We start from the raw sequence: 18,821 nt of genomic DNA, 5'->3' as shown, positions 1-18,821 counted from the left end.
ACGGGGTCTTTCATTGGCTTACTGTTGCTGGACGACACAAAAACGATAATGACAACAGGGCGACCTGAACAATGAATGACATCGCTGCCGTAACAGGACAACTGGCAAGACTCAGGGAATCCCTCCAGCAGAAACAGCAGGAGCTCGACGGCATGGCCTCGTTCTCCGATGCCGAACGAACCCGCAGCATCCAGTTTATCGGCAAACTGATGCAGGCCTGCCACGGTCACGATCGTGAGCTGGACAACCGGCTCGCCAAGCTCAGGCAGAAACTGGACGGCAACCCCCCCCTATCCTCTCTCGATGGGGACCTGGCGCTCATCGAGAAACTGCTGCAACAGCACAGCAACGCGCTGGAAGAGTCCATCGGCCTGACCCTGTCCGCCATCGAGCTCGGCAGCAAGCAGCTCAAGCAACTCAAGGGATTTCCGGAAGAGAGCCGCCGCTCCCTCAAGGAGTTTTTGGCGAGTCCCAAGGGGTATGGCATCGGCGATCATCAGAGGAAGGTGATCCGCTTGCTGGAGTTCTACCAGCAGGCCATCAAGATCCAGCTGTTGCCCCGCCAGCCACTGCTCGCCCCTACCCAGGAGATGGCCACCGAGCTCTCCTCCCCCGAGGCGTCCGATCCCTTCGATGTGAAGGCCCACGCCCAGATTGCCGACGAGCTGCAGCGACTCATCACCGAGCTCGACTTCGCCGGGGCCATCGGCGAGAGCCTGGCGGACATTCGCCGCCAGTTGCTAAATGGCGTCACCCCGCAGCTGCTGGCCGAGATCTGCCTGCAGATCATCGAGCTCATCATCGAAGGCACCCGGGAGGAGCGCAAGGCCTCCCAGACCTTCCTCAGCACCCTGAACGAGAGCCTCTCCTCGGTCCACTTCGGCTTCACCGAAACCCTGGACGAGGGACGGGCGCTGCAGAACGCGACCCACTTGAGCGGCCAGGCCCTGGAGCGGGAGCTGACGGCCATCGACCAGACCCTGACCATCCATGACTCGCCGGCGGCCCTCAAGGGTGCCATCGGCGAGCATCTGGATACCATCCGCCGCCTGCAGCAGGAGAGGGAGGCCATGGCCGGGCGCGAGCGCCACCTGCTTACCCACCTCTCCAACATGGAAGCCAAGCTGCGGCTGATGAAGGAGGAGACCGCCGAGTACAAGAAGCGGCTCACCATCCAGAAACACAAGCTGTTCCTGGACAGCCTGACCCAGGTGCACAACCGGGCGGCGCTGGATGAGCGGATCGAGCTCGAATACAAGCGCTGGCTGCGCTACGGCACCCCGTTGTGTCTGGCCATCATCGACATCGATCACTTCAAGAACATCAACGATAACTACGGCCACATGGCCGGTGACAAGGCGTTGAAAGTGGTCGCCAAGGCGCTGCAGAAGGCCCTGCGAGATACCGACTTCATCGCCCGTTTCGGGGGGGAGGAGTTCGTGGTGCTGCTGCCCAACATCAACCCGGACAAATACTTCAAGCCCCTCGAGAACCTGCGCCAGACCGTCAAGAACATCCCGTTCCGGTTCAGGGACACCCGGGTCGAGATCACCATCTCCATCGGTGCCACCCTGTTCCGCCCGGGGGATCACGCCACGGACGCCTTCGAGCGGGCCGACAAGGCGCTCTACAGCTCCAAGCACTCGGGACGGGATCAGGTCAATCTGGACTGAACCCGGCCTGACTAGCGGTCAAAAAGCGCACAAACGCACTCGCCCCCTATTCCCCTCCCCCACTCCTTGCCTCTACTATCGAAGACGAGGGATGCTGTTGCATCCCGTTCTCTCCCCAGGGAAAACACAACGATAACAAGCGAGTGAAGGGGAAATTATGATCACCCACATCAATCCAGTCGGCAGCATGGACTTGCTGTCCCAACTCGAGGTGGATCGCCTCAAGCAGACCGCCTCCAGCGATATCTATCAACTGTTTCGCAACTGTTCGCTGGCGGTGCTCAACTCGGGCAGCCACACCGACAGCTCCAAGGAGATACTGGAGCGTTTCAAGTCTTTCGATATCCACGTGATCCGGCGCGAGCGCGGGGTCAAACTCGAGCTGTTCAATGCCCCCGAGCATGCCTTCGTCGATGGCGAGATCATCCGCGGCATTCAGGAGCACCTCTTCTCCGTGCTGCGAGACATCCTCTATGTCACCACCCAGCTGGAATCCAACCGCCAGGTCAACATGACCAGCTCCACCCATATCTCCAACGTGGTGTTCGCCATACTGCGCAACGCCAAGGCGATCCTGCCCGGCGCCGATCCCAACATGGTGGTGTGCTGGGGCGGCCACTCCATCAACGAGGTGGAATACCAGTACACCCGTGCGGTGGGCAATGAACTGGGGCTGCGGGAGCTCAACATCTGCACCGGCTGCGGTCCTGGTGCCATGGAGGGTCCCATGAAGGGGGCCGCCGTCGGCCACGCCAAGCAGCGGGTCCGCAACGGCCGCTACATAGGCCTGACCGAACCCTCCATCATAGCCGCCGAACCCCCCAACCCCATCGTCAACGAGCTGGTGATCCTGCCAGACATCGAGAAACGGCTCGAGGCCTTCGTGCGCCTGGGGCACGGCATCATCATCTTCCCGGGGGGCGTCGGCACCGCCGAGGAGCTGCTCTACCTGCTCGGCATCATGATGCACCCGGCCAACGAGCGCCAACCCATCCCCATAGTGCTGACCGGTCCCAAGGAGAGCGCCGACTACTTCCGCGCCATCGACGACTTCGTCAAAGCCACCCTGGGGGAGACGGCCACCAGCCTCTATCGCATCATCATCGGCGATGCCCCCGAGGTCGCCCGGGTGATGAAGGAGGCCATGCCCAAGATCCGCGAGTACCGCAAGTCGGTGGGGGATGCCTACTCCTTCAACTGGTCCCTGCGGATCGAGCCCGAGTTCCAGCTCCCGTTCGAACCGGATCACGCCAACATGGCGAGCCTGGATCTGCACCGCAACCAGCCGCCCCAGCTGCTGGCGGCGAACCTGCGCCGCGCCTTCTCGGGCATAGTCGCCGGCAACGTGAAGGAAGGGGGCATCCGTGCCATCGAGAAGAAGGGCCCCTTCAAGATCCACGGGGACAAGGAGATGATGCACCTGATGGACAGGCTGCTGGAGAGCTTCGTCAGGCAGCAGCGGATGAAGCTGCCAGGCAGCCAGTACATCCCCTGCTACGAGATCGTGAAATAGGCAAACGGGAATACGCGACCGTCCAAGGAGGAGCCCAGAGGCTCCTCTTTCATTATCAAGACCTTGCGCCAAGAGAGGGTTAGCATCATGCCCCTCAATTGTTACAATGGGACCCCAGACCTTCGAGAGAGCCCCATGTCACAGCCCAGGCCACACCTGCTCATCATCGATGCCCTCAACCTCATCCGTCGCCTGCATGCGGTGCAGGCCCAGCAGGGGCTCACCCCGGCCCAGGCACTGCTCGCTACCCGTGCCAATCTCATCAACACCAGCAAGAAGCTGCTGGCCAGCAGCGAGCCGACCCACGTCATCGCGGTCTTCGATGGAGAGAGCGATCTGCAGAGCTGGCGCAAGGGGATCTACCCGGCCTACAAGGAGGGGCGAACCCCCATGCCGGCCGAGTTGAAGGAGGGGCTGGCCGAACTGCAGGATGCCTTCTGGGAGTGCGGCGTCGATGCGCTGCTCTCCGAGACCGACGAGGCGGACGATCTTGTCGCCACCCTGGCCAATGGCGTCGCCCAGCACGGGGCGAGGGCCACCATCATCTCCACCGACAAGGGGTTCTGCCAGCTCATCTGCCCGCAGATCCGGGTGCGAGACTATTTCAACAAGCGCTGGCTGGATGCGGCCTTCGTCCAGCAACAATATGGGGTGGCTCCCGAGCAATTGGTGGACTTCTGGGCCCTGACCGGCATCGCTGGCTCCAACATCAAGGGGGTGCCCGGCATAGGCCCCAAGACCGCCACCCAATTGCTGCAAGCGCACGGGGATCTCGCCAGCCTGCTCATCGCCTGCGAGCAGGAGGCTGCCGGCAAGGCGCTGCTCAAACTGCGCCAGCACAGAGGCGAGGCCCTGCTGGCCCAGCGCCTGGTGCGGCTGCAACGGGACATCCCCCTCGGCTTCAACCTGAAAGATATCCGTTACCCGCCGCAGATCGATGCTGAACCCTGAGTGAGGCCGGACAGCACAACGCCCAAGCCACGCCCGGGGGACTGTTGATATAAATGGGAGGTATGTAAAGAAACATGGAGAAAGTGGTGCAAAAATGGTATAAAACCGCCGAATCCTCCCCCTCTGTCCCCTAGAAGTGGATACGCCTCATGTCAAAAAGAAAAATTACCGTCATTCCGGGCGACGGCATTGGCCCCAGCATCATCGAATCCGCCATCCAGATCCTCAACCACGCCGGTTGTGATTTTGACTATGAATATGCGGACGCCGGCCTGGTCGCTCTGGAGAAGCACGGCGAGCTGCTGCCCCAGGCCACCCTCGACCTGATTGAGAAGAACAAGGTCAGCCTGAAGGGCCCGCTCACCACCCCGGTCGGCGGTGGCTTTACCTCCATCAACGTCTCCCTGCGCAAGAAGTTCAACCTCTACGCCAATGTGCGCCCCGTCATCTCCTTCAAGGGCACCAAGAGCCGTTACGACAACATCGACATCATCACGGTGCGTGAAAACACCGAGGGCATGTACTCGGGCGCCGGCCAGAAGCGCAGCAGCGACAACCAGAGCGCCGAGGCGATGAGCATCATCACCCGTGACGGGGCCGAGCGCATCGTCACCTTCGCCTTCGAGCTGGCACGCCAGGAAGGACGCAAGAAGGTCACCATCATCCACAAGGCCAACATCCTCAAGTCCACCTCCGGCCTGTTCCTGGAAGTGGCCCGCGAGATTGCCGCCCGTTACCCGGACATCCAGAGCGAGGAGATGATAGTCGACGCCGCCTGCATGAATCTGGTCATGTACCCGGAGCGCTTCGATGTCATGGTCACCACCAACCTGTTCGGCGATATCCTCTCGGATCTCTGCGCCGGCCTGGTGGGGGGCCTCGGCATGGCCCCTGGCGCCAACATCGGTGAAGGAGCGGCCATCTTCGAAGCGGTACACGGCTCGGCGCCGGATATCGCGGGCAAGAACATAGCCAACCCCACCTCGGTGATCCTCGCCGCCATCCAGATGCTGGAGTATCTCGGCATGCAGGACAAGGCCGAGCGCATCCGCGAGGCGGTACGAGCCACTATCGAATCCGGTGATCGCGTCACCCGGGATCTGGGTGGCACAGCCTCTACCAGCGAGTTCACCCAGGCTATCATCGACCGCCTGTAATCGAACACAACTTATTGATTTAAAAAGGGAGCCTCGGCTCCCTTTGTTTTATCCCGGATCCCCCTACCCCCCTCACCAGATGGATACTATGTTCAAAGGGAGGATAAGGAGATCCACTATGCGTGCTACCTTCATCTTGCTGTTTTTCAGCAGCGCAGCCATGGCCCTGGACAGGCCCATCGACAATGCCTGGCTGACGCCACCGCCCCAGAGTGCCGAGCCTGCCAAACAAGTCTGGCAATCCAAGATCGATACCAACGACCTGCTCAAGGCTCCCAAACTGCTCTCCTTTGGCGTGGACGTCATGACCGACAGCAATGGCGCCCGCAGCATCACCCCCTACCAGAAACTGAACCTGACCGCCGAGAAGAGCGTGACCCTCTCCTTCGAGAAGCAAAAACCCAGGATCAAGTTCAATGTCAGCGGCATCAACACCGCGGTCAAGCTGCGGGGTGACGGGGTCAAGATGCAGTTCAACCCGAGCGACAAGACCATTCCCCTGCAGGTGGAACTCAAGATCACGGACGACGAGTCCATGATGCGCGTCGATTATCGCTTCTGAACACCCCAGATAGCACGAAACCGGACGGGTCTCCCCGTCCGGTTTCGTTTTTCGGCTTATGCCATCGGCCTCATAACCCTAGTTAGCGCCCAGGGCGCAGGCGAATGCCTTATGCCTTGGCTTCCAGCTTGGAGACCCAGTACTTGTTGTAGACGTGTACGGTGATCTCTTCGCGGTCGTGATAGAGCTGCTTGGCCTGGATGACGAAGGCGTTGTCTATCTCCTTGAGCAGGCCGCGCAACACCTCGATGTTGTGCACCGCCTCGGCGTAGCGCTTCTTCATCGGCAGCTTGAGGTTGAACATCGCCTCCTGGCAGTCGTTCTCCCTGAACCAGTCCGCCACCATGTGGGTTACCCGGGCCGGCTTGTCCACCATGTCGCACACCAGCCAGTAGGTGTTCTTCTTGCTCGGCCGCCAGACGAAGCCATCGTCACGGATGTGTTTGACCTGGCCGGTGTCCATCAGGGACTGGGCCATCATGCCGTTGTCCACCGCGGTCACCATCATGCCGCGGCGCACCAGCTGATAGGTCCAGCCGCCGGGGCAGGCGCCGAGATCCACCGCCTTCATACCGGAGGTGAGGCGCATACCCCACTCTTCTTTTGGCACGAACACGTAGAAGGCCTCTTCCAGCTTGAGGCTGGAGCGGCTCGGGGCGTCCGCCGGGCAACGCAGGCGCGGTATGCCCATGTGGAATTCGGAGTTGTTGAACGAGTAGGAGTAACCCAGCATCAGGTGATCATTCGCCAGGAAGAAGGCGTGGAACACGGGGCGGTGCGGCGTCTCCTTCTTGGTCAGAATATCCTTGCCACGCAGGGCCTGGCGCAAGGGCACTGTGAACTTGCGGCAGAAGGCCGACAGCTCTTTTGCCTCGTTGGTATCGGCGGTTTCCACCCGCAGATCCCCGCAGATGGCGTACTCCTGGGTCGCCTCTATGATGGGAGTGACCCGATCCGAGAGATCCAGATCCTTGAGCTCATGGGTCACCACCAGCATCTGGCGGATGAAGATGAGTTCACGAAACGGCAGCTTGCGAGCCAGCAGATCCGCCTGCTCCTCGTCATACAACTCGAAGATCACATAACCGCTGTCGTCCTTGACCCGGGCGAAACCGTAGCACTGCATGTTGCCGGCACGCTCGGTGATCTCTGCCGCCGCCTCTTTCTCAAAACCCGGGCGGCAATACAGCAGCAGATTATTCATTCTTTCCTCCAAGACGACAGCCGGCCCAGATCAGAGCCGCCCATCCCAACATAAAACAGAGGCCACCAGCTGGAGTGATGAGCCCCAGCCCCTTGCTGCCGAGCAGCACCATGGCGTAAATACTGCCGGAGAATCCCAGGATCCCCAGCACGAAGGCGGTGCCGGCAAAGGTGATCACCTTGCCACGCACGCCGCACCAACCCAGGATCAGCAGGGCCAGCGCGTGAAAAAATTGATATTGCACGGCGGTGTGAAAGGCCGCCAGGCGCTCGGGCGTGATCCCGGTCGCCGCCAGTCCGTGAGCCCCATAGGCCCCCAGCATGGTCGCCGTCAGGCCGAAGAACCCGGCCAGTACCAGCCAGTGTCGCTGGATATGCATCCCTCTCTCCTTGTTCTCCTCGCCATCAACCCAGGTTAGGGGTCGCGGCGATAAAGTCGATTATCCTGTCTGCCGCCCGCTGCAAGTTATCCTGCTCGCTGAGGCCGCTCGCCTTCCTCGGCTTGAAGCCATGGTCACCATCGGTCAGCCAGTGGACCGATAGGTTGGGTGAGAAGGGGAAATCGACCAGTTCGGCGCGACTGCCGAAGGTGTCGCGCTCCCCCTGCAACAGCAGGGTCGGCGTCTGTATTTGCTTGAGCACCTCGCCCCGCCAGCTGTCGGGCTTGGCCGGGGGGTGGAAAGGATACCCGAGAATGAGCAATCCTGCAGCATTCATCTCGTCGGCAATTTCCGCCGCCATGCGCCCGCCCATGGACTTGCCCGCCACAAACAGCCTGGGGTGGGCAAAGGCTTTCACCATCTCGCGCCAATGGGCGAGCAGCACGGGCTGCCGGTCCGGCGGACGACGCTTGCCATCCTGGGCGCGCTTGCTCATGTAGGGGAAGTTGAAGCGCACCACCTCGATCTGGGGCCCCGCCAGCAGGGCCGAGAGCCGGGAAAGGAAGTCGTGCTCCATGCCCGCGCCGGCGCCATGGGCCAGCAGAATGCGAACGGGGGCGTCGCTCGCCCCCTCCCGGATCACATCCAGTGCCTCAACCATCGGCGAGCCGGGCCCGCCGGCGGGCCTCCTCCTGCTCCACCAGCTCCAGCATCCAGTCGCGGAAGGCGACTATTTTGCCCTGATCGGACTGCTGCTCCTGGCACACCAGGTAGAAGGCGTTCTTGCTCACCAGCACCTGCTCGAACGGGCAGATGAGGCGGCCCGCCTCTATCTCGGGCTGGGCCAGCACGCTGTGGCCAAGCGCCACCCCCTGACCGTGGATGGCCGCCTGGATCACCATGGTGGAGTGGCTGAAGATGGGCCCCTGGTTCACGTTCGGCGCATCGATGTCGAGCTGGCGGAACCAAGCCTTCCAGTCGCGGCGGGAGGTGTCGTGCAGCAGGGTGTGGCGAGTCAGATCCTCCGGGGTGCGCAGAGGCTTGGGGCCGCTCAGCAGCAAGGGGGCACAGACCGGGATCAGGTATTCGGTGTGCAGCTTGTCCGAGCGCAGCCCGGGCCAGTTGCCACGACCGTAATAGATGGCCACATCCACGTCGTCGGTAAGGGACCCCTCGTCCATGTCCACCGCCTTGATCCGCACGTCTATGTCCGGGTGACGCTCGCTGAACTTCACCAGCCTGGGCACCAGCCACTGGATGGCAAAGCTCGGCTGCAGGCTGACGGTGAGCGCCCCCTTGGCACTGCGGGCCAGCAGCTTGTCGGTGGCCTCGGAGATGGAGGCGAAGATGTCCTTGATGTCGAGGAAGTAGCTCTGCCCCTCCTCGGTCAGCAGCAGGGAGCGGTTCTTGCGGCGAAACAGCTTGATGCCGAGATACTCTTCCAGCGCCTTGATCTGGTGGCTGATGGCGGCCTGAGTCACGAACAGCTCTTCCGCTGCCCGGGTGAAGCTCAGGTGACGAGCCGCGGCTTCAAACGCTTTCAGTGCATTGAGCGGAGGTAAACGACGAGACATGGGATCGGCCGACGATGAATTTTTCTAATGGGGCGCATTATAAATTGTCGGTTGCGGGTCGACCAGTGAATAAACATAATTCGCCTCGCAATCCGTTGCCATATGGCTCGCATTCTTTGCTTCCATGTTGGTTTACATGTGGTTTTTGTGAGCGGGCCGACAACGATTGTGGTGTTGTGTTTCTTCCTCTGCGGGAAGAAAGGGCTAAATCAATGCGATTTAACCCAGTCTGTCATCTGAATGTGTTTGGCGCCTCCATCTGGATGGCGCCTTTTTTGTAATCCCTACACTCTTCACTACACCCGGAACTGCCCCACCAGCTGCTGCTGCTTATCCGCCAGTTGCGACAATTCCCGTCCGTTATCGGCTGAGGTCGCCGCCTCGGCCCGGATGCTGTGGCTCACCTCGCGGATGTTGCTGACGTTGCGATTGATCTCGTCCGCCACCCCGCTTTGCTCCTGGGCCGCCGTGGCGATCTGCTCGTTCATCTGATGGATGGTGCTGACCGCCTGGATGATCTGCTCCAGCACGCTCACCGACAACTCCACCTTGGTGAGGGTCACGTCCGCCTGGCTGTGGCCCGTCATGATCGCCTTAACCACGGCCTCGGTGCCCGACTGCAACTGGCTGATCAGATTCTGGATCTCGACGATGGCGTTCTGGGTGCGTCCCGCCAGGTTGCGCACCTCGTCGGCTACCACGGCGAAGCCGCGGCCCTGCTCCCCGGCCCGTGCCGCCTCGATGGCTGCGTTGAGGGCCAGCAGGTTGGTCTGCTCGGCGATGCCCTGGATCACCGCCAGGATGTCGTTGATGTTGTCGCTGTTGGCCGCCAGCCGCTCCACCACCGGTTTGGCATCGCTGATGACCACCATCAGCCTGGACATGGCATCCTGGGTATCCGCCACCACGGCCTTGCCCTCCTGGGCGGCCCGGTCGGCCTGATTCGCGGCCTGTACCGCCGAGTTCGCATCCCCCGCCACCTGCAAGGCGGTGGCGCTCAGCTCCTCGAACGCGGTCGCCACCAGATCCACCTCCTGATACTGAGCCTGCATGCCGGCGCTGGTGCGATCCGCCCCCTGCGCCGCCTGGACCGCGCTGGCCCGGGTGCCCGCCACCGTGTCGATCACCTGGCTGATAGTGCTCTGCAGCTTGTCCAGGAAGTTGTTGAACCACTTGGCCAGCTCACCGATCTCGTCGTCCTGCTGCAAGTTGATGCGCTGGGTCAGATCCCCCTCCCCACTGGCGATGTCCTTGAGGCGGGCCACCACGGTGCGGATAGGGGCGACGATACGCTGCGCCATCCACCAGATGCAGAGCAGGGCGAGCAGCGAGATGACGCCGCCAATGAGCAGTTGGGAAGCCACGCTGCGATCGGACTGACTCTCGAGATCCCCCTGAAGTTGCAGGGCGGAGGCGAGCACCACGGCGCGGGGCAGCTCGATGTAGATGCCCCACTTGCGATCCGTGCCGCGCATGCGCACCGGCACGAAGGTCTGCAGCAGGGCGCCGTCCGGGCTCCAGCGCGTCACCACCTCCCCCTTGGCGAGCCAGCCGGTGAGATCGCCCACCAGCCCCTTGTTCTGCTCACCCAGAGTGCTGCCAGGCGCGACTTGGAAGCCCTCCACCCCGGCGACCCGTCCCTCGTGGCTGAGCAGCAACACCTTGCCCTGGCCGTTATAGAGGGTCTTGTCCATCTCCTCCACCAGGCTCTGCAAGGTGGTCAGCGAGATATCGACCCCCACCATGCCGAGCAGATTGCCCTCTTCCAGCAGGGGGGCCGTCACCGAGGTCATCAGCACCTGCTGACTCCCCACCTCGTCGAGATAGGGTTCCAGCAAGCAGAGGGCGCGGGACTGGATGCTGCAGCTGTACCACTCGTTCTCGGGATGACCGTTGGCGCTCGGCTTGGCATCCGCCAGCACGGATTCGTTCATCACCTCTAGGGTCACCTTGCCATCCACCCTGGCCCAGTAGCTGGAGAAGCGCCCCTTGTCGTTGGCCCCGAGGGCGGTCGAACCCTGATAGTTCGCATCCTCGCCGTCGAGCTGATTGGGCTCGAACACGCCATAGACACCGATCAGGTTGGCGGAGGATTCCGCCGCATCCTGCAACTGCTGATTCACGGCGCCCCGCAGCGCCTCGGAATGGACAAAGTTGTCAGCCGCATTCTTGCGCTGGAACAGGATATTCTCGGCCAGCAGGGTGGCGCGGAAATAGGCCTCATCGAGGTAGCTGGTCACCCGGGCGGCCTGGGTAGCGCCCATGGCCTGCATCCAGTTTTCTGCCGCGTGCTGCGCCTCCAGGGTCGTGGAAGCGAGCACCTGCTCCTGCATACGGGCCGCGTTGAAGAGGGATGAGGCGACCAGTGCGGCGGCACTGGCCAGGAGGCAACAACCGGCGATCAGGGTGATCCGTCCCTGAACAGAAAGAGAACTCATGCATGATTTCCTAACTTCTACAGATGTAACCACTGTATCGGATTTGGAAACAGAAACTTAACTAAATCAGCAGAGATCCAGACTAAGTTGATTACGCTCCCCGGCGCTCGGCAGCCCGACCACCAGGCCGAGCAGGCGAATGGGTTTTCCTTGAGCCCTATGCAGTCCCTCGTGCAGCAGATCGTGGAAGCGGGCGGCCTGATAGCTGCCCTTGCGATAGACAGTCGTCTGCTGAAAGTCGGCGAATTTCAGCTTGATCCCCTGCCCCATCAGCATCTCGGCGGGGCAGGCCTTGGCAAAACGCAGCTCCAGCTCGGGAATGAGCTGGCTCAGCACGACCCAGCAAGCCTCCTCGTCCAGCACGTCGCTGCTGAGGGTGGTCTCCACCCCGACACTCTTGCGCACCCTTGAGGCCTGTACCGGCTGATCGTCCTGACCCCAGATACGACCGGTCAGCATCTCCCCCAGCTTGCCGAAGCGGGTGACCAGCTCCTCGTGGCTCATGGCCCTGGCATCTTCGCAGGAATAAAGGCCTTGCGACTCCAGCCGATCGGCGGTCTTGCGGCCTATGCCGGGCAACTTAGCCAGGGGAAGCAGGCGCACGAACTCGTCCACCTCCTGGGGCCTTATCACGAACAGGCCGTCCGGCTTGCGCTGCTCGGAGGCGAGCTTGGCCAGGAACTTGTTGGGGGCCACCCCGGCGGAGGCGGTCAGTCCCAGCTCGGCTTTGATCGCGGCGCGGATCTCGGCGGCCATCAGGGTGGCGCTGCCGCCGCAGTGGGGGCTGTCGGTGACGTCGAGATAGGCCTCGTCGAGGGAGAGGGGCTCCACCAGTTCGGTGTAGCGCAGGAAGATGGCCCTCAGCTGGCGGGAGACCTCCTTATAGACCGCCATGCGACCCGGGATCAGCACCAGGGGCGGGCAGAGCTTCTTGGCCAGACCGCTCGGCATGGCGGAGCGCACCCCGAAGCGGCGCGCCACATAGTTGCAGGTGGAGATGACCCCACGTCGATCGGCGGAGCCACCGATGGCGAGCGGCACCTCTCTCAGGGCCGGGTTGTCCCGCATCTCCACCGCCGCGAAGAAGCAGTCCATGTCGATGTGAATGATCTTGCGCATACCACTGTATAAATAGACAGGAAACATCTCCATGCTACCCCAGCCCTGCTATTTCTGCCAGTCACGGGGGCACGGGAGGCATCTAGACTCCGAAGGCACCATCCATACAAGACTCAAGGAGGAGGAAGGATGAAAGCAATCTGGCTGGCGCTCTGCCTGTTGCCGCTGTCGGGGATCGCGAAAGATTACCCGACCGCCGAATGCAGCTGGCTGTTCGAGCGCATCGAGATACTGGAGAAGGCCATCGCGCAGGGGGATGAGCTGGGTACCCGGGAGGAGCTGGCCCGCAGGAAGGCCGAATTCAATAAAAAATCCTGCAAGCAATACGATTACTGACCCTGGCTCCCTGCCCCAAAAGAAACGAGCCGACCACGGGGTCGGCTCGCCATCACAGGTTTCATCGCGACAACGCGGATCAGATGATGCGGTGCTCTTCCAGCATCTTGCGACGGGCCTCTTCCTTGGCCATCTTCTTCTTGCGGTTGTCACAGGGCTCCGGGCAGTCGCACTCCTTTTCGATCCCTATGGTGCCGAGGCCGCCACAGGAGCCGGAGATGGTCTTCTTCTGGAAGATGTAGCCGATAGCCATGGCCACCACCACCGCCAGAAACACCCCGAAGGTGATCAGAAAAGTCTGCATGCTATTACCCCCTTACTGTTTAACCGGATGCCGCCTGGCGGCACCCGTGCATTGAATGCGTCGAAACCGCCACCCCCGGGGGATGGCCGTCCGTTACTTTTTCACCAGATAGGGCTTGAAGGCATCCGAGTAGGACTCTTCAAAGCCGGTATCCGTCTTGGTGATCACGAAGATCGCCAGCCCCTGCTCCTTGGCATAGGCCAGACTCTTCTCCGGTCCCATGACGGTGAGCGCCGTCGCCAGCCCGTCTGCGGTCATGCAGGAGGGGTGGATCACGGTCACCGACACCATGCGATGCTGGATGGGCTTGCCCGTCAGCGGATCTATGGTGTGGGAGAAGCGCTTGCCATCCAGCTCGTAGTAGTTGCGATAGTCCCCCGAGGTGGCCACGCCATTGTCCCCCGGCTGGATCACCTCCTGTACGGTGCCGGCATTGGCGGTCGGCTTTTCGATGGCCACCCGCCAGGGGTGCCCCTTGCCGTTGACCCCGTTGAGGCGCAGCTCACCGCCGATCTCCACCAGGTAGTTGCGCGCCCCCTGGGATTCCAGATACTCGGCGACCTTGTCCACCCCGAAGCCCTTGGCGATGGCGGAGAGATCCACGTAGAGATCCGGGATGTCTTTTTGCAGGGTATCCGCATCGGCGGAGGTGATCACGTGCAAGTTGCCGAGTCCGGTCTTCTGGCGGGTCTGGCTGATCAGGTCATCGGACGGCACCTTGGTCGGCTTCGCGTCCGGGCCAAAGCCCCACAGATTGACCAGGGGGCCCACGGTCACGTCCAGCGCGCCGCGGCTCTCGCGGCCGATGTGCATGGCCTCGGTCACCACCCGTGCGGTGTCCCGGGAGACCACCACAGGGGTGTTGTCCCTGTGCTGGTTGAAGCGGGACAGCTCGGAGTCCGGCCTGTAGGTGGACATCTGATCGTTGACCCGCTCCAGCAGGACATCGACCTCGGCCTGTAATTTGGCTCCATCCTTGACGGCATCATCCGCCACCTTGATGGAGTAGTAGGTACCCATGGTGCTGCCGGTGATGTGGATCTCCGGCTTGGATTGGACCGTTTCCTGACCGCACCCAGTCAAGAAAAAGGCTAGCCCGAAGGCTAGCCAGGTCTTTACAACGCTGTGCATGGATTAACCACCGAAGTCATCCAGCAGGATGTTTTCATCTTCAACGCCGAGGTTTTTCAGCATGTTGATGACGGCCGCGTTCATGACGGGAGGCCCGCACATGTAGAACTCGCAATCTTCCGGCGCCTCGTGGTTCTTCAGATAGTTCTCGAACAGCACGTTGTGGATGAAGCCGGTGTAGCCGTCCCAGTTGTCTTCCGGTTGCGGATCAGACAGGGCGACGTTCCAGGTGAAGTTCTCGTTCTCGGCCGCCAGCATGTCGAAGTCCTCGACATAGAACATCTCGCGCTTGGAACGGGCACCGTACCAGAAGCTCATCTTGCGCTTGGTCTTCAGACGGCGCAGCTGATCGAAGATGTGGGAACGCATCGGCGCCATGCCCGCACCACCGCCGATGAACACCATTTCGGCGTCGGTGTCCTTGGCGAAGAACTCGCCGAACGGACCAGAGATGGTCACCTTGTCCCCTGCCTTCAGGTTGAAGATGTAGGAGGACATCTGGCCGGGAGGCGCAGTCCAGTTGCTCGGCGGCGGGGTCGCTATCCGCACGTTCAGCATGATGATGCCGAACTCTTCCGGATAGTTGGCCATGGAATAAGCACGGATGATCGGCTCATTGACCTTGGATTCCAGCTCGAAGATCTTGAAGCGATCCCAATCACCGCGATATTCCTCGGGAATATCGAAGTTCTTGTACTGCACATGGTGTGCAGGGGCTTCGATCTGGATATAACCACCGGCGCGGAACGGCACGCTCTCGCCATCCGGGATCTGCAGCTTGAGCTCCTTGATGAAGGTGGCCTTGTTGTCATTGGAGATGACGGTACATTCCCACTTCTTCACCCCGAAGATCTCTTCGGGCAGTTCGATGTCCATGTCGGAGCGCACTGTGACCTGACAGGCCAGACGCTCCCCATGACGGGCCTCGCCCTTGCTGATGTGGTCCAGCTCGGTCGGCAGGATGTCGCCGCCGCCGGCCTTCACCCGCACCTTGCACTGACCACAGGAACCGCCGCCGCCACAGGCAGAGGAGACGAAGATACCGCTGCCGGCCAGAACGCCGAGCAGCTTGCCACCCGCCGGGCTGGTGACAGCCTTGGCCGGGTCGCCGTTGATGCTGATTGTCACGTCACCCGCGGTCACCAGCTTGGACTTGGCGAACAGAATGACTGCCACCAGGGCCAGCAGGATCACGGTGAACATGACCACACCCAGAATAATTTCCATCTATATTTCCTTTCCGATTACAGGGAAATACCAGAGAAGGACATGAAGCCCAGCGCCATCAGACCCGCGGTGATGAAGGTGATGCCGAGGCCGCGCAGGCCTTCCGGAACATCGGAGTACTTCATCTTCTCGCGGATCCCCGCCATCGCCACGATGGCCAGCATCCAACCGGCACCCGAGCCAACCCCATAGACCACAGACTCCACGAAGTTGTAGTCACGCTGCACCATGAAGGAGACGCCACCGAAGATGGCGCAGTTCACCGTGATGAGCGGCAGGAAGATGCCGAGCGCGTTGTAGAGCGCGGGGAAATACTTGTCCAGCGCCATCTCCAGGATCTGCACCAGGGCCGCGATCACCCCGATGAAGGTGATGAAGCTCAGGAAGCTCAGATCCAGGCCCTGTACCAAGGCGCCGTCTTTCAGCACGTAGTTGTAGATCAGGTTGTTGGCCGGAACGGCCACAGTCTGTACCACAATGACGGCGATACCCAGACCCATGGCGGTCTTGACCTTCTTGGACACCGCCAAGAAGGTACACATCCCCAGGAAGAAGGAGAGCGCCAGGTTTTCGATGAAGATCGAACGAATCAACAGACTCAGATAGTGTTCCATACCTTAATCCTTTGCCTCCACCTGCTTGGGATCCTTGGTGCGTACGCCCCAGATGATCAGACCAATGATGAAGAATGCACTCGGCGGCAGCAGCAGCAGGCCGTTAGGCACATACCAGCCACCGTTGTTCACCAGCGGCAGCAGCTCGATGCCGAACCAGGTGCCGGAGCCCAGGATCTCGCGCACCGTGGCCACGGCCAGCAGCACGGCACCATAGCCCAGACCGTTGCCGATGCCGTCCAGGAAGGAGGGCAGTGGAGCGCTCTTCATGGCATAGGCTTCGGCACGACCCATCACGATACAGTTGGTGATGATGAGGCCGACGAACACCGACAGTTGCTTGGAAATGTCATAGGCATAGGCCTTGAGCACCTGGTCAACCACGATAACCAGGGATGCGATCACCGCCATCTGGGCGATGATCCGCACGCTGTTCGGAATGTGGTTGCGGATCAAGGAGATGAACAGGTTGGAGAAGGCGGTGACCGCGGTAACGGCCAGCGTCATCACGAACGCTGTCTTCATCTGGCTGGTAACGGCCAGCGCGGAACAGACACCCAGCACCTGCAGTGCGATGGGGTTGTTGCCGAGCACAGGCGTCAACAGCAATTTTTTCATTTCGCTCTTGTCAGCCATTGTTGATTTCTCCTGCACGTACCTTGGCCAGGAAGGGACCGAAGCCCTTGGGGCCCATCCAGAAGTCGAAGGTGTGCTGTACGCCATTGCCGGTCAGGGTTGCACCGGACAGGCCATCGATTTCATGCTCGGAACCAGCCGGAGCATGGCCCTTGATCACTCGCAGCGCCGGCTGACCGTTCTGATCGAACAGCTTCTTGCCGACGAACAGCTCGCGCCAGGCCGGGTTCTCGATCTCACCGCCCAGACCCGGGGTTTCGCCGTGATCATAGTAGGTGATGCCCTTGATGGTCTGACCGTCGGCCGCGACCGCGACGAAGGCATACATGGTGGACCACAGACCCTGGCCGTAGATCGGCAGGATGATGTTGTCGACCTTGCCGTCGGCATCCTTGGCAAAGAACACGGGAACCAGCTTGGAGATCTGACGCAGGCCGGCCTTGTCGTCGGCCGGAGCCAGACGAATGCTCTGGGCCGGATCCTTGGCGGCTACCTTGGTGTCGAAGTTGTCGGCGTCGCCGTCAACGAATTCACCGGTCGCCAAGTCCACCAGGCGCGCTTCAATCTGATTGCCATACAACTGGGCCAGGTCACGCTTGGCCACCGAGCTGACATCGACACCTGCGACGGACAGGATATTGCTTTGCTTGTCCAGCGCCTTGTTTTCCAGCTGAGCCGGACGCAGCCCCACGGCGGCCACGGAGACCACGATGGAACAGACCAGGCACAGACCGGTCACGACGGTGAGGGTGCCGATAGTAGAGTCTTTATTAAACGCCACGTGCGATCCTCCGCTTGATGTTCGCCTGCGCCACGAAATGGTCAAACAAGGGGGCAAACAGGTTGGCAAACAGAATGGCCAACATCATGCCTTCCGGGAATGCGGGGTTCACGACCCGGATCAGCACCACCATGACGCCGATGAGGGCGCCGTACCACCACTTGCCCTTGTTGGTAAAGGCGGCGGAGACTGGATCGGTCGCCATGAAGGCCATACCGAAGGCGAAGCCGCCCAACACCAGATGCCAGTGCCACGGCATGTTGAACATGGGGTTGGTATCGGAACCGATGACGTTGAACAACAATGAGGTCGCCACCATGCCGATCATCACACCGGCGATGATGCGCCAGGAGGCGATCCGCATGTAGACGATCATGGCCGCACCGATGAGGATCATCAGGGTGGAGACTTCACCGATGGAGCCGGGCAGGTTGCCGAGGAAGGCATCCATCCAGCTGATGGCTTCGCCGGTGGCACCGTTGATCAGCGCCATCTGGCCGCCCTGGGCCCACTGGCTCAGTGCAGTCGCGCCGGAGTAGCCATCGACGGCCACCCAGACCGCATCACCGGAGATCTGACCCGGGTAGGCGAAGAACAGGAAGGCACGACCCGCCAGCGCCGGGTTCAGGAAGTTCTTGCCGGTACCACCGAACACTTCCTTGGCCAGCACCACGCCGAAGGTAATGCCGAGGGCGGCTTGCCACAGGGGCAGCTCGGGCGGCACTATCAGGGCGAACAGGATGGAGGTCACGAAGAAGCCTTCGTTGATCTCGTGCTTGCGCACCATGGCGAACAGCACTTCCCAGAAACCACCGACGATGAAGACGGTGATGTAGATCGGGAAGAAGTGCGCCGCACCGATCAGCATCTTGCTGCCGATGCCGGCTACAGCCGGATCCAACGAGGCCCCCAGCAGGGTGGCGAGGGTGTATTGCCAGGTATCGGCACCGGCCGCGCTGCCTAGGTGGGCGATGGCGGCGATGGACTGGTTGCCGACGTTGTACATGCCCCAGAACATGGCCGGGAACACGGCCAGCCACACCATGATCATCATGCGCTTCAGATCGATGGCGTCACGGACGTGGGCGGCATTGCGGGTCACGGACCCGGGGGTATAAAACAGGGTGTACGCCGCCTCGAACAGGGCATAGTACTTAGCGTACTTGCCGCCCGGCTCGAAGTGATGTTCCATATTTTCAAGAAGTTGCTTGAAACTCATCGC

General features: G+C 61.3%; 19 protein-coding genes. 6 read left to right on the top strand and 13 right to left on the bottom strand.

The window, feature by feature from the left end; genetic code table 11:
- Window positions 1-71 precede the first annotated feature (71 nt).
- The 5 genes from ACT5M9_RS17145 to ACT5M9_RS17125 all read left to right on the top strand — a co-directional run bounded on the left by ACT5M9_RS17145 (window position 72) and on the right by ACT5M9_RS17125 (window position 5,856).
- Complete coding sequence (locus tag ACT5M9_RS17145) at window positions 72-1,673, top strand: GGDEF domain-containing protein (RefSeq protein ID WP_438550247.1); 1,602 nt, start codon at window positions 72-74, stop codon at window positions 1,671-1,673.
- Window positions 1,674-1,830: 157 nt separating this feature from the next.
- Window positions 1,831-3,186, top strand: a complete 1,356-nt coding sequence (ppnN, locus tag ACT5M9_RS17140; RefSeq protein ID WP_457980169.1) for a nucleotide 5'-monophosphate nucleosidase PpnN — start codon at window positions 1,831-1,833, stop codon at window positions 3,184-3,186.
- A 135-nt stretch (window positions 3,187-3,321) separates the two neighbouring features.
- Window positions 3,322-4,137 (top strand): flap endonuclease Xni, encoded by an 816-nt coding sequence (gene xni / locus ACT5M9_RS17135; protein ID WP_457980171.1) that lies wholly within the window; start codon window positions 3,322-3,324, stop codon window positions 4,135-4,137.
- 149 nt (window positions 4,138-4,286) lie between these two features.
- Window positions 4,287-5,294, top strand: a complete 1,008-nt coding sequence (locus ACT5M9_RS17130; protein ID WP_457980173.1) for an isocitrate dehydrogenase — start codon at window positions 4,287-4,289, stop codon at window positions 5,292-5,294.
- Between the two features lie 118 nt (window positions 5,295-5,412).
- Window positions 5,413-5,856: a hypothetical protein gene (locus tag ACT5M9_RS17125; protein WP_457980174.1), complete on the top strand. Its 444-nt coding sequence runs from the start codon at window positions 5,413-5,415 to the stop codon at window positions 5,854-5,856.
- Between the two features lie 109 nt (window positions 5,857-5,965).
- On the opposite strand, the gene rlmM is transcribed toward ACT5M9_RS17125, so the two are convergent.
- From rlmM to dinB, 6 genes are all read right to left on the bottom strand, one after another.
- The gene (gene rlmM / locus ACT5M9_RS17120; protein ID WP_457980176.1) at window positions 5,966-7,060 is read right to left on the bottom strand and encodes a 23S rRNA (cytidine(2498)-2'-O)-methyltransferase RlmM; all 1,095 of its coding nucleotides are present in this window, start codon (window positions 7,058-7,060) and stop codon (window positions 5,966-5,968) included.
- On the bottom strand, window positions 7,053-7,439 hold the full coding sequence (locus ACT5M9_RS17115) for a DUF423 domain-containing protein (protein ID WP_457980177.1): 387 nt from the start codon (window positions 7,437-7,439) through the stop codon (window positions 7,053-7,055). Before ACT5M9_RS17115 ends, rlmM begins: the two co-directional genes overlap by 8 nt.
- A gap of 25 nt (window positions 7,440-7,464) precedes the next feature.
- Window positions 7,465-8,100: an alpha/beta fold hydrolase gene (locus ACT5M9_RS17110; protein ID WP_457980179.1), complete on the bottom strand. Its 636-nt coding sequence runs from the start codon at window positions 8,098-8,100 to the stop codon at window positions 7,465-7,467.
- Window positions 8,093-9,013, bottom strand: coding sequence for a transcriptional regulator GcvA (gene gcvA, locus ACT5M9_RS17105; RefSeq protein ID WP_349921331.1), 921 nt, complete (start codon window positions 9,011-9,013; stop codon window positions 8,093-8,095). Before gcvA ends, ACT5M9_RS17110 begins: the two co-directional genes overlap by 8 nt.
- A gap of 296 nt (window positions 9,014-9,309) precedes the next feature.
- The gene (locus ACT5M9_RS17100) at window positions 9,310-11,451 is read right to left on the bottom strand and encodes a methyl-accepting chemotaxis protein (protein WP_457980180.1); all 2,142 of its coding nucleotides are present in this window, start codon (window positions 11,449-11,451) and stop codon (window positions 9,310-9,312) included.
- Between the two features lie 66 nt (window positions 11,452-11,517).
- Window positions 11,518-12,570, bottom strand: coding sequence for a DNA polymerase IV (gene dinB / locus ACT5M9_RS17095; protein WP_457980182.1), 1,053 nt, complete (start codon window positions 12,568-12,570; stop codon window positions 11,518-11,520).
- A gap of 129 nt (window positions 12,571-12,699) precedes the next feature.
- On the opposite strand from dinB, the gene ACT5M9_RS17090 reads away from it, so the two are divergent.
- Window positions 12,700-12,906: a hypothetical protein gene (locus ACT5M9_RS17090; RefSeq protein WP_457980184.1), complete on the top strand. Its 207-nt coding sequence runs from the start codon at window positions 12,700-12,702 to the stop codon at window positions 12,904-12,906.
- A 79-nt stretch (window positions 12,907-12,985) separates the two neighbouring features.
- Here ACT5M9_RS17090 and nqrM read toward each other — a convergent pair whose 3' ends face one another.
- The 7 genes from nqrM to ACT5M9_RS17055 all read right to left on the bottom strand — a co-directional run bounded on the left by nqrM (window position 12,986) and on the right by ACT5M9_RS17055 (window position 18,818).
- Window positions 12,986-13,210: a (Na+)-NQR maturation NqrM gene (gene nqrM / locus ACT5M9_RS17085; protein WP_438550258.1), complete on the bottom strand. Its 225-nt coding sequence runs from the start codon at window positions 13,208-13,210 to the stop codon at window positions 12,986-12,988.
- 93 nt (window positions 13,211-13,303) lie between these two features.
- On the bottom strand, window positions 13,304-14,341 hold the full coding sequence (locus tag ACT5M9_RS17080; protein ID WP_457980186.1) for an FAD:protein FMN transferase: 1,038 nt from the start codon (window positions 14,339-14,341) through the stop codon (window positions 13,304-13,306).
- A 3-nt stretch (window positions 14,342-14,344) separates the two neighbouring features.
- Window positions 14,345-15,568 carry an NADH:ubiquinone reductase (Na(+)-transporting) subunit F gene (gene nqrF, locus ACT5M9_RS17075; RefSeq protein ID WP_438550260.1) on the bottom strand — a complete coding sequence of 408 codons (1,224 nt, stop codon included), beginning with the start codon at window positions 15,566-15,568 and terminating at the stop codon, window positions 14,345-14,347.
- A 17-nt stretch (window positions 15,569-15,585) separates the two neighbouring features.
- Window positions 15,586-16,182 carry an NADH:ubiquinone reductase (Na(+)-transporting) subunit E gene (gene nqrE, locus ACT5M9_RS17070; protein WP_100857979.1) on the bottom strand — a complete coding sequence of 199 codons (597 nt, stop codon included), beginning with the start codon at window positions 16,180-16,182 and terminating at the stop codon, window positions 15,586-15,588.
- A 3-nt stretch (window positions 16,183-16,185) separates the two neighbouring features.
- Window positions 16,186-16,818 (bottom strand): NADH:ubiquinone reductase (Na(+)-transporting) subunit D, encoded by a 633-nt coding sequence (locus ACT5M9_RS17065; protein ID WP_100857978.1) that lies wholly within the window; start codon window positions 16,816-16,818, stop codon window positions 16,186-16,188.
- Window positions 16,811-17,599, bottom strand: a complete 789-nt coding sequence (locus ACT5M9_RS17060; protein ID WP_457980189.1) for a Na(+)-translocating NADH-quinone reductase subunit C — start codon at window positions 17,597-17,599, stop codon at window positions 16,811-16,813. Before ACT5M9_RS17060 ends, ACT5M9_RS17065 begins: the two co-directional genes overlap by 8 nt.
- A complete protein-coding gene (locus ACT5M9_RS17055) occupies window positions 17,589-18,818 on the bottom strand; it encodes an NADH:ubiquinone reductase (Na(+)-transporting) subunit B (protein WP_438550263.1) in 1,230 nt (409 codons plus the stop codon). Before ACT5M9_RS17055 ends, ACT5M9_RS17060 begins: the two co-directional genes overlap by 11 nt.
- Window positions 18,819-18,821 lie beyond the last annotated feature (3 nt).

Source organism: Aeromonas sp. AE23HZ002T15 (assembly GCF_054165525.2).
Note: the sequence above shows the minus strand (reverse complement) of the source record. Positions and strands in the feature narration are given on the sequence as shown.

Coding starts and splice junctions, on each gene's coding strand:
- ACT5M9_RS17145 (WP_438550247.1), top strand. CDS start 72: ATGAATGACATCGCTGCCGTAACAGGACAACTGGCAAGACTCAGGGAA.
- ppnN (WP_457980169.1), top strand. CDS start 1,831: ATGATCACCCACATCAATCCAGTCGGCAGCATGGACTTGCTGTCCCAA.
- xni (WP_457980171.1), top strand. CDS start 3,322: ATGTCACAGCCCAGGCCACACCTGCTCATCATCGATGCCCTCAACCTC.
- ACT5M9_RS17130 (WP_457980173.1), top strand. CDS start 4,287: ATGTCAAAAAGAAAAATTACCGTCATTCCGGGCGACGGCATTGGCCCC.
- ACT5M9_RS17125 (WP_457980174.1), top strand. CDS start 5,413: ATGCGTGCTACCTTCATCTTGCTGTTTTTCAGCAGCGCAGCCATGGCC.
- rlmM (WP_457980176.1), bottom strand. CDS start 7,060: ATGAATAATCTGCTGCTGTATTGCCGCCCGGGTTTTGAGAAAGAGGCG.
- ACT5M9_RS17115 (WP_457980177.1), bottom strand. CDS start 7,439: ATGCATATCCAGCGACACTGGCTGGTACTGGCCGGGTTCTTCGGCCTG.
- ACT5M9_RS17110 (WP_457980179.1), bottom strand. CDS start 8,100: ATGGTTGAGGCACTGGATGTGATCCGGGAGGGGGCGAGCGACGCCCCC.
- gcvA (WP_349921331.1), bottom strand. CDS start 9,013: ATGTCTCGTCGTTTACCTCCGCTCAATGCACTGAAAGCGTTTGAAGCC.
- ACT5M9_RS17100 (WP_457980180.1), bottom strand. CDS start 11,451: ATGAGTTCTCTTTCTGTTCAGGGACGGATCACCCTGATCGCCGGTTGT.
- dinB (WP_457980182.1), bottom strand. CDS start 12,570: ATGCGCAAGATCATTCACATCGACATGGACTGCTTCTTCGCGGCGGTG.
- ACT5M9_RS17090 (WP_457980184.1), top strand. CDS start 12,700: ATGAAAGCAATCTGGCTGGCGCTCTGCCTGTTGCCGCTGTCGGGGATC.
- nqrM (WP_438550258.1), bottom strand. CDS start 13,210: ATGCAGACTTTTCTGATCACCTTCGGGGTGTTTCTGGCGGTGGTGGTG.
- ACT5M9_RS17080 (WP_457980186.1), bottom strand. CDS start 14,341: ATGCACAGCGTTGTAAAGACCTGGCTAGCCTTCGGGCTAGCCTTTTTC.
- nqrF (WP_438550260.1), bottom strand. CDS start 15,568: ATGGAAATTATTCTGGGTGTGGTCATGTTCACCGTGATCCTGCTGGCC.
- nqrE (WP_100857979.1), bottom strand. CDS start 16,182: ATGGAACACTATCTGAGTCTGTTGATTCGTTCGATCTTCATCGAAAAC.
- ACT5M9_RS17065 (WP_100857978.1), bottom strand. CDS start 16,818: ATGGCTGACAAGAGCGAAATGAAAAAATTGCTGTTGACGCCTGTGCTC.
- ACT5M9_RS17055 (WP_438550263.1), bottom strand. CDS start 18,818: ATGAGTTTCAAGCAACTTCTTGAAAATATGGAACATCACTTCGAGCCG.